The organism is Aquidulcibacter sp., from assembly GCF_049239865.1.
Lineage (GTDB): Bacteria > Pseudomonadota > Alphaproteobacteria > Caulobacterales > Aquidulcibacteraceae > Aquidulcibacter.
This window is the reverse complement of record NZ_JBMLTR010000063.1, coordinates 1-8,411: the sequence shown is the minus strand read 5'-3', so window position 1 is coordinate 8,411 and position 8,411 is coordinate 1. Positions and strand designations below refer to the sequence as shown.

Below are 8,411 nucleotides of genomic sequence, written 5' to 3'. Positions count from 1 at the left end.
AAGCCTTGGCTAAGCACTCTTCCACCTTGGCCATATCAAGGTCCGCGTCGAAGAAGGAGACATTGTCGGCAATTGTTCCCGCCAGCAGACGATCATCTTGCAAGACCGCTCCGATGCGATGACGGAACGTGCGCACGCCAAAATTCTTGAGGCCCACCCCTTCGACTTTGACTTCGCCTTCTGTGGGGTCAAGCAGGCCCAAGAGCACCTTCATCAAGGTCGTTTTGCCACCGCCGGACGGCCCGATGATGGCGACAAACTGGCCGGGGTCGATGGAGAAGCTGGCGTCCTTGAACACCAAGGGCTCATGGGTTGCATAGCGGAAGGAGAGTTTGTCGGCCCCGATGCGACCTTCAAACAAGCGGCCTTCTTGAATGGGCTCATCCACCCCAACTTCTGGGTCCTCATGCACCACATCGGCGAGGCGTTCGAGATGAAGCTCCAACGTCTTCCATTGGAAGTAAAGGCCAATGAGGCCCGATAGCGCGCCAGAAAACTGGCCCGCATAGGATTGAAAAGCCATCAACATGCCAAGGCTCATGGTGCCATCAATCACTTGCTTGGCCCCCAGCCACCAGACGGCGACCCCTTGCAGGCCCGTGACAATGCCAAGCCCCGCCCCGCCCCACAGGCCAACGCGCTGCATGGTTACGCTGTTATTGACGCTGGCGGCGGTATCATTCTGCCATTGGCTGACGCGCTCGCGCTCTTTGCCAAACAGCTTAAACGTTCGCGCACCGCGCAAAGTCTCCATGAAGGTCGTAGAGGCAACCGCACCAAGACTAATCCCCTCATCGGTCTTGCGCCGCACCCATGGAAAGGTGACTGCTTGCACAATCAGCGGGATCAACATGGTGGCGATCACACAGCCAAACAGCAGTGGCGAATACAGCACCGCCATCGTGCCACCCACCACCAGCATGATGACATTCAAGGTCGCGCCAATGGGCACGCTGGTGAGGAATCCCTGTACCGGCCCAAGCGAGGAAAACCGGCTCATGATATCGCCAATATGGCGCTTCTCAAACCACGCCACGGGCAGGCGCAGGGCATGGCGCAATAGATTGCTCTGCATCTGAAACGAGAGTTGCGTGCCCAGATACATGCCGACAAAGCCTTGCAACAGGCCAATGCCGGTCTGGATCAATAGCAAGATCACCATGCCCATGCCGATGGTGGTCAGAAGATCCATATCGCCTTTGGAGATGGCGTCATCGACGATCAATTGGTTCAGCATCGGGCTGAACACGCCAATGACTTGCACAACAAGGGCCAGCAGGAAGAGCTGGATCACGGGCCCCTTCAGGCCTTTCAAAGTGCTCCACAAATCCGTAAGGCGAACCCGCTCAACATGCTTCTTCTTGGTAAACGCTGGCGTGGGCGTCAGCTCCAGCGCCACACCCGTAAAGGACCGGCCAATCTCTGCTGGGGCCACTTTGCGCACCCCACGTGCTGGGTCATGGATAATCGCCCAAACCCCACCCGGCCCATTCCATGCTTTCTTCAGAACCACATAATGGGCCAAGTTCCAATGCAGCACGCAAGGCGGCTTGAGGCTGACCAATTCATCGACTTCCAACCGCAAGGGTCTGCCGACCATGCCCAGCCCATCGGCCATATCCATGACGCTTTTGAGTGTGGTGCCTTTAAGGCTGGCGCTGAATTTTCGGCGAAGGTCGCTCAACGTATGGCGTTGGCCATAGGCAGCGGCGACCATGGCGAGGCACGCCAAACCACACTCAGCGGCCTCGGCCTGCAGGATCATGGGCAACTTGTCGGAGTGGAAAAGCCGCGTCAGCCACGTGCGGCTATCGTCGTGGATTAGTGGAGGAGAATTTAGGTGATTAGTGTCGTCGCTCAATTGATTGTCCAATGGTACGCAAGCCGAACTGAAAGCGCCTCACAAAATCGTGACCGCACCTTTACGGGCAGCAACTTGACATACCCCCCCCCCGCTCCGTCAACTTGTGCTACCCGTCAGGGAGTCTGGACACACTAAGTTGATCTGGACGGCGTAAGCTGAGTTTCAGGAGAGAGATTTATGCGGACATTAAGCGTTGAAGATCTGCAGTTTGTTAGTGGCGGGTTTGCCCCGCTTTCATCCCAACCGAAGCCAATTGAGACGATTATAGTGACCGCTAAGAAGGGGCTTGCATTCGGTGCAATTGGTCAAGGCGGCAGCCTTTCAACTGAAGATATTGTCAGATTGACAGATATGGAAAACCATCGGGCAGATCTTCCTGGGTGTGATGGTCCATCAAATGGTGCGATAGCAATAGGCGCGCTTACGGCTGCGGGAGCAGCGGCATGGCAGGCTTACCGATGGGCAGTTCATCCAGGATCCGCTTTTGTACCGCCTCCGCTTAAGTTGGCTCTTGCTGCAGGATGGGTAGCTGGCAACGCGGTTACGGGGGGGTTTATTGGTGCAGGCGCTTCATCGTGGTTAGAGTGTCAGGCAAACCAAGCCATTCCTCAATAGCACAAAACACAGGCATCAATCCTGAGTTCTCTGCAGAGCGTTTTGCTAAGACGCTCTGCAACCTTTTTCAAGTAAGCAGTTGAGGTAGTAGCTATGAAGTCTTGGGCTTTTTGTACTTTGATTTTCTTCATAGGGATGATGGGTTACTATCTTATAGCCGGACCAAATATCGAAATTTCAGCCGTGGCAGTTATTGCAATAGGCTCCGCTCTTTTTGGTACTGTTAACAGTTTGATGGCTTTCGTAGTGAGAAGCCTGCTTTCGCGGGTTCGCAAAAACTAGTTTCCATAGGGCTACTTGAAGCGAAAGGGTCCCGATATGACTTTTCGGAGCTTATCCTCAGTAAAAGATTTGGAAAAGTGTATTCAGGAATTTGGCACTCGCAAGGTTCCGTGGGTTTTGGGAGTCGGGATGCAAGACTGCCAATTATGCCATGCTATCAAGAGAAGAATATCAGCTTCGGAAGCACTCCAACGCAAGGATCCTAAAGTCAATTTCATTTGGTTCGATGTCAATACAATAGAAGAATATATCGAAAGTAAAATTTATGTGGATTGCTTTCCGACAATATTAGCCTTTGTGGGAAATAACTTAATCAAAGGCTGGGATGGGTTTACATTCGAAGAATGCAGTAAAGAATGCACGTCTATAGACGAAATACTTCTTTACACTCCCTCGCTTGCATAAAGAGGTACAGAATGAAATTAAACTTTCCAATAAAAAATGCCCTGGAAAAGCTGCAGATCGTTTCCAAGTCAAAATACGATCAACGAATAAAGACTTGTTCAAACTGTACTGAATTTGGAAAGGCAAATGGCTCAATAATGTGTGGCCATTGCGGCTGCGTTATGACCCTTAAGGCGAGGCTCTTAACTGCCAGGTGTCCACTCTGGACAGACTGGTAGAGCATGAGCCTACTATTCCGCCCCGCCGTCATTGAAGCCCAGCGCCGCCGTGTTTACGGCAGCGTGACTCTCCATCAGCCCACGCGGTTGGTGGCGTTTAGCGCGGTGGCGATTATCAGCGTCGCAATTGGCACGGCCTATCTGGCGCTTGGCCAACATGCACGCAAAGAGACCGTGGCGGGGTGGATTGCGCCAGAGGCGGGTTTGTCGGCCGTGTATGCGCCGCGTGGTGGGGTGGCCGATGCTGTCTTGGTGCGCCAAGGCGATATGGTGGCTGAAGGGCAACCCTTGATGCGGCTAGCTTTAGACGTGTCGGGGGCTGATGGCGCAATTGTGCCGCTGCAGCGAGCGCAAACCCGGGCGCGGCTGACCGAAATTGAGTTGCAGGCCGCCGCCAGCGCCCAGCGCTTTGCCGAGGAAAGCCGCAGGCTGGCTGAACGGGCTAGCGCCACGCTCGACCGCTTTGGGGCCGAAGACGCAAGGCTGATGGAGGCCGCACGCGGCAGTGCAAATCGCTTTACCCAAGATGATGCCCGCTTGGCTGATCGTGCGATTGCTGCGCGAGCAGACGCCAGCCGCCTTGAGGCGAGCCGCGACCTCGCGCAGGGGCAATTGGCGATTTCTGAACGCGCCGAAGGCCAAGCCCGCACCTTGGTGGCCAAAGGCTTTATGGCCAGCACCGAAGCAGATCGGCGTGCGCAGAGTACAATTGCTGCCCGCTCCCAAGTGGGTGAGCTGAACCGGCAGATCCAATCCCGCCTCGATGAGGCCAAGGATTATGACCGTCAGCGCCAATCCCTGCGCGCTAGCCATCAGGCCGAGATGGCCGACATCGCTCGCCAACGCGCCACTCTGTCCGCGTCCCGTTCAGGTGAAACCAAAGACCTCATGCGCCAGCGCCAAGCTCTGGCACCTGCACGCGCCTCTGAAGCCAGTCAGCTCCGTAGCGCCAAGACACAATTAGAGACCGGGCTGACAGAGCTTTCGGTGCAAGACGGTTATGTCGTGCGTGCCCCGGTTGCTGGCCGGGTAGCGAGCCTCAATATCCGCCCCGGCGAATCGGCGAACCCCAATGTGCCCTTGATCAATCTGGCACCCAAGGGCAGCCCGATGGAAGCGCAAATCTTGGTGCCCACGCGCGCGGCAGGCTTCATCACCGAAGGCCAGCGCGTGCGCCTGATGGTCGATGCCTTCCCGTTCCAGCAATTTGGGGCCATTCAAGGCGAAGTCCGCGAAATCGCCCGCTCAGCCCTACGCCCCGGCGAGATCGCGGCCCCTATCGAGTTCAAAGAACCCGTCTACCGGATCCGCGTGGCGCTGACTGGTCCGGGTATCCAAGCCTACGGCAAAGACCGCCCCCTTCAACCCGGCATGACGCTCAAGGCCGACGTCATCACCGACAAACGCACCTTCATGAGCTGGCTGCTCGATCCCTTGCTTGCTGCAAGGGCGCGCGCTGCTGCGGGGTGAGTTTTGGCTTCAAGTGGACGGTAGTTTCGTCTGCTTTCTTTGAAACGCGCGTCTAAAGGAGACCGTCCGCTTTCGGCCAAAAGTCGACATAGCGTGACCGTCAGCATTGAACCCGACCTATCGCCAATGGCGCAGCCCCTTTTTCTACTTAGACAGCCTTTGCCACAGGCTATGCCTTCGCAAAGGCTTGGGTCGAGTTTGGGCGCGCAAGATGGGGCTTCAAGAGGTGAAATCGGCTTCGCCGACGCGCCGGAGGCGCGCCTCTTGACTCCCCAGCTTGCGCAATAACAATTGTCGGGCGGCTTCAAGGCAAGCGGAGCGACGCATTGAACCGTTCCGAGTCATTTGGCTCATCATTGACGATCTCAGTAATTGCTTGACCAAGGTGCATTCCATTGATGGAATGCACCCTACCGCGCTACCGCGCGGAGCGCATTTCTATCACAAACACAATCGGTCCCAAGCCAAGCGCTGGTTGGAAGGTGCCCTACAAATCGGAGTAATCATGAAGATAGAGGGTGTTCATTGGCTTTCACAGTCTGCCGAAGAAGCCGAAGTTATTGTGACTGACGGAGTGTTCCATTGCATGGCCTATTCTCAGCCGTGTTCGGCTTCAGCCGGGGATGATGTTTTGGAGCCATTATATGTTTTTGGGATTCGTAAAGCTATCCTGATTGAAGGTAGAGAAGTAGGTTCCCGAAGAATTCAAGGTCCAGGGTTTGCGCAAAATTTAGTGGTTAAAGTAATGAGTTGTCGTCTGGGCCTTCTTTCTATCGGAGGCATCGAATTGGTCGCGGGAGATCCGCTGCCTGGGGGGCTTGAAGACGGCGACATTATCGAAATTGATTGTGCAAGAGTGGATTTGTGGTGAGTTCCGATCTCGGTGAAGCAGTGACAAAAAACATAGCACTCCTGTCCTAACAACTAGCATGATCAAAATCGCGCAGTTACCGGACTTGGATGATTTGATTGCTCCAAGTCTTTACTTAGCGGAAGATTACGCGGAGGTGTGTCAGGCTGTTTCTGGCGGCCACGATACAGGTGCCATAATCCCAATGCCATGTGATACCGCTTTGCCGTTCGCCAGATGGGCATGGTGACGAATAATGGCGGGTGGGAAGGTTCTTACGCCGCCTCGGTCGCCCGGCGCTTTTGCCAATGGCGCGACGGTGGGCAAGCAGGAAGAGCAATTCTCGTCCAATCTGGAAGTGATCAACAGCTATAGCCAAGGCTCAGCTTCTGGCAGCTATGTGGTGCGCGCGGGCGACAGCCTTTAAGCCAACTGACCCTGCTCCAAAACTTAAGCCAATTATCTGGAGAATCCGTTCACTATTGAACGTCCGCTTTCGCCGCCACCACCCCCAAAGCAGACCAACCGCAATCGGCCAATTGTCGCCATTCCTTGGACCCACTAACCGGCAAAACGAGGGCCATTCGAAGCCGCGTATTCACTCTGAAAAGCAGCGGGCTGTCTCAATCAAACAGAAAAAAGACTGTCCCAAAATCAGACAAACATCAGTGACGATTAAGTCCCCAAAGTATTGAGCCATCATCGATCAGAGTATTCATGGCACTATGGCCTCAAACCCACCCATTCCAATCAATTCCGCGCAATTCCTAGGAAATGCTGGGCATGCGATGGCCTTGAGGTGATTGCCTCGCAACCTCACGGCATAAATCCTGCAGCGACCACCTTCGCCAGCAAAATTCAGCTGACAGGGAAGGAAATAGACGAAAAGGATTGAATCCATGGATGATGGAGAGACCGAGACAAAACGGGATCGCTTGCTCAACCGTAAGGACGCAGCAGCCTATTTGACAGACTTGGGTTTGGAAATGGCCGCCCAGACACTCGCGCGGAAATTCCATGAAGGGTGCGGCCCGCTTTGCACCCATGTCGGTGACCGGGCGATGTATTGGCGACGCCACCTAGACGACTATTTCAACGAACACCTTTCAGCGCCCCGCAGATCCTCTAGTGAGCCGCGCGTCGCAGCCTACGCAGCCGAACAAGACAATCGAGCGCCAAGCCCCCTGCCCGCGTCACTGTCCAAACCTCGAGGTCCTCAATCAAAACTGCGCCGCCAAAGGCAATTAGCGCCCGCCTCAATGCCCTTGCCGTTCTAACAGCCCAAGCTTTAGCCTCAGCCCGCATCACGCCTCAGGAGTCATTTATGGGGCTCCAAGCGCTTATGGCCCATCCGCGAGCCTCCATAGCTAATTACTGCCCGAGTTATGGATGCAGCCGATTATGCCAGGCAACCGCGATTGTTTAGGGATCCCCTGACTTGCCGGCCATGTTGGCTTTGCTTGAAAATGAGGCGGGCTTGAAGATGGCGATCATTGAATGGCGACAGAGAAATGTAAGTCGTTTTTTGTGTTGAGGGGCAAGATAAAAGGACCCAAGTCGTTGGTTGGTTTATCTTATTGATTATATTTTGTTTTAGACAAGTTATCTTACCCCCCCATGACTTGCTTTAAGTCGTCCATTTTTGGGCAATGTAAGTCGTCGTTAGTCGTCGGTTTGGAGGCACGAGAGGGGCATTTTTTGGTGGCTTTATGGCCAACGCGGCGATGATTTCCTGATGGGCAAACTTGCTCTTGTTTTGGCAATAGTGGCCGAAAGTGGTTCGTCTGGTTTGGAGGGCGTGGATGTGGAAAGCGGACGCTTTGAGTTCATGCGCGCCAATGGCAGTTTTCGCTAAATCTAACTTGTTCCATTTTCTTGATGCGCGTTCTAAGAATTCAGAGAATTCAAGTATGCTTTTAACTGTCAAGTAGATGGATCGATGAACAAAATGATCACCCCAGCGCTCCTTACTGAAGAACGGATATTATGGGAAGGTAAGGCGTTCCGAGGGATCATATTCCGGCCAATCGATTTATTCTTGGTGCCGCTTAGCCTTGTTTTTGGTAGTCTATCGTTGGTCTGGATTGGGAGTGCAGAGGGCACAGCTGAAGACCTAATTCTGAAACTAGGTTGCCTACCGATTCTTGTTATGGGTTTGTATGGGGCGTTAGGGAGATTTGTGGTCGACGCCATCATACGAAGGAGAATCGCCTATTTCGTAACGAACAAGCGGGTCCTCATTGTCAAAAGCCATGACGGATCGACCACCGAATGGGTCGGGATTGACAGCCTTCCTTCACTAGAGCTCGATGAGCGTCCAGACGGCTCCGGCACGATCCGTTTTGGTAAATCAATTGGTTGGTGGACGGGTAACTTTACCCCGGAAAGCGGAAGGGTCTTGGACCAGCTAGAAAGTGACATGGACATGATCTGGCAACCAATGTCGGATCCAACACCACAGTTTATAAGGATTCCGAATGCCCGTTCGGTGTACGAATTGATCCAAAGTCTGATAAAGCAATAACCAACACCTCCTGTCCGTTTGACGAACACAAATTGGTGTGTCCAATGGCTCCTGTCAGGAGCGCCAAGTTTCCTCCCATTAGGCAACCCCTGGCCGATTGCGGTTGGTCTGGTCTGGGGCTGGCATGCTCGGTAAGCCGCCAAGGAAAGGCGAACATCCCTCCGAATAAGTGTTATAGGCGTA

Annotated in this window: 6 protein-coding genes; 5 read left to right on the top strand and 1 reads right to left on the bottom strand. The window is 54.1% G+C overall.

All coding sequences use genetic code 11. The annotated features are described in order from the left end of the window. A partial coding sequence (locus ACOVRA_RS04640; RefSeq protein WP_421719281.1) for a peptidase domain-containing ABC transporter occupies nt 1-1,861 on the bottom strand: 1,861 nt, incomplete at its 3' end. 936 nt (nt 1,862-2,797) lie between these two features. Here ACOVRA_RS04640 and ACOVRA_RS04635 point away from each other — a divergent pair. From ACOVRA_RS04635 to ACOVRA_RS04615, 5 genes are all read left to right on the top strand, one after another. After that, nucleotides 2,798-3,166, top strand: coding sequence for a hypothetical protein (locus tag ACOVRA_RS04635; RefSeq protein WP_421719280.1), 369 nt, complete (start codon nt 2,798-2,800; stop codon nt 3,164-3,166). Between the two features lie 221 nt (nt 3,167-3,387). Beyond that, on the top strand, nt 3,388-4,854 hold the full coding sequence (locus ACOVRA_RS04630) for an HlyD family efflux transporter periplasmic adaptor subunit (protein WP_421719279.1): 1,467 nt from the start codon (nt 3,388-3,390) through the stop codon (nt 4,852-4,854). 505 nt (nt 4,855-5,359) lie between these two features. Beyond that, entirely contained in the window at nt 5,360-5,725 is a 366-nt protein-coding gene (locus ACOVRA_RS04625; protein WP_421719278.1) for a hypothetical protein, read from the top strand. 235 nt (nt 5,726-5,960) lie between these two features. Continuing rightward, nucleotides 5,961-6,131, top strand: coding sequence for a hypothetical protein (locus tag ACOVRA_RS04620; RefSeq protein ID WP_421719277.1), 171 nt, complete (start codon nt 5,961-5,963; stop codon nt 6,129-6,131). A 1,512-nt stretch (nt 6,132-7,643) separates the two neighbouring features. After that, nucleotides 7,644-8,228: a hypothetical protein gene (locus ACOVRA_RS04615; RefSeq protein ID WP_421719276.1), complete on the top strand. Its 585-nt coding sequence runs from the start codon at nt 7,644-7,646 to the stop codon at nt 8,226-8,228. The last annotated feature ends 183 nt before the right edge of the window (nt 8,229-8,411 follow it).